Origin of the sequence: Pseudomonas sp. CF161 (assembly GCF_000416215.1) — a bacterium.
Classification (GTDB): domain Bacteria; phylum Pseudomonadota; class Gammaproteobacteria; order Pseudomonadales; family Pseudomonadaceae; genus Aquipseudomonas.
The window spans coordinates 1-1124 of the sequence record NZ_ATLP01000007.1 but is presented as its reverse complement, the minus strand read 5'-3'; the positions used below and the strand labels follow the sequence as shown (position 1 = coordinate 1124).

The following is a 1124-nucleotide window of genomic DNA, read 5'->3' as shown; positions in this document are numbered from 1 at the left end:
CTTGGGGTTGGGCTGGCGCGGGGCCCTGGCCACCTTGCTGGTGCCGGCCTTGCTCCTGGCGCTACTGGGGCCGCGCGTGGCCCCGCGCACGCACCAGGCCAAGCCCATGAGCCTGGCCCTGCACCGGCCCAATGCACGCCTGGCGCTGTTGATGAGCGTGCAGCTGTGCGTGGGCATCGCGCTGTCTTCGTTCGTGACCTTTCTCGGGGTGTTCGCCACCCGCCAGGGCATGAGCCCGGGCCTGATCGGCGGCTTGATTGCCGGCTTCGGGGTGATGGGCATCGTCGCCCGTACTTGCCTGACCCCATTGGGCGCGCGCATGGCCGATGAGTCCTGGTTATTGCTCGCGCTGTTGCTGCTGTCGGGGGTGGCGTTGTGGCTGACCTCCCTGGCCACCCCGGAGCGTCACTGGTTGCTGTGGGCCGGCGCCCTGGGCATGGGCCTGACGGCGGTGGCGACCAATGCCATCGCCATGAGCATGGTGTTGCGCGACCCGGGTTTCGGCAGCCCGGCCCCGGCGGCAGGCATGCTCTCGGTGGGCTTCTTTGGCGGTTTCGCCCTGGGCCCGGTGTTGTTCGGGCAACTGTTGCGCGGGTCCCTGGATTTCGCCGATGCCTGGCTGGCGCTGATTGCGGTGCTGCTGCTCGGCGGGGTACTGAGCCTGCTGTTGTTCCGCGCCCGGCAACGCCATCGGCGTGCCCCTGAGGTGGCGGCCAAGGCATTGCTGAGGGCCGTCGAATGAACGCCTTGGGCCGCACCCAGGCGCCGCTGCAAACAGCGGAAGTGCAACGCGCCATCGACCAGTTGCTGGTGCGCCTGGAGCTGATCGACGCCGTCTGTGGCGAGGGCTTCCCGTTGTATTGCCGGGGCCTCGACCAGCCCTGGAAAGTTTCCGCCGGCGGATCCTGGCTGGGTGGTTTCTGGGCCGGGCTGTGGTGGCTGCGCGCCTATTGCCGCGCCGCGGACAAGGACCGGCAGCAGGCCGAGCAGATCAGCCAGCGCCTGGCCGACAAGCTCGACAGCGACACCCATCACCGCAGCCTGATCTTCTGGTACGGCGCCGGGCTTGGCGCGCGCCTGCTGGACAGCGCGCCCGCCGCCGAGCTGGCGCGCCAGGCCAGCCA

General features: G+C 69.8%; 1 protein-coding gene and 1 pseudogene. Both read left to right on the top strand.

Annotation, left to right across the window (positions count from 1 at the left end; all coding sequences use genetic code 11):
• The coding region (locus CF161_RS33010; RefSeq protein ID WP_043228191.1) for an MFS transporter at positions 1–742 on the top strand (742 nt) is incomplete at its 5' end.
• A pseudogene (locus CF161_RS00045) lies at positions 739–1124 on the top strand (glucuronyl hydrolase); the annotation flags it as partial. The gene CF161_RS33010 and the pseudogene CF161_RS00045, both read left to right, overlap by 4 nt.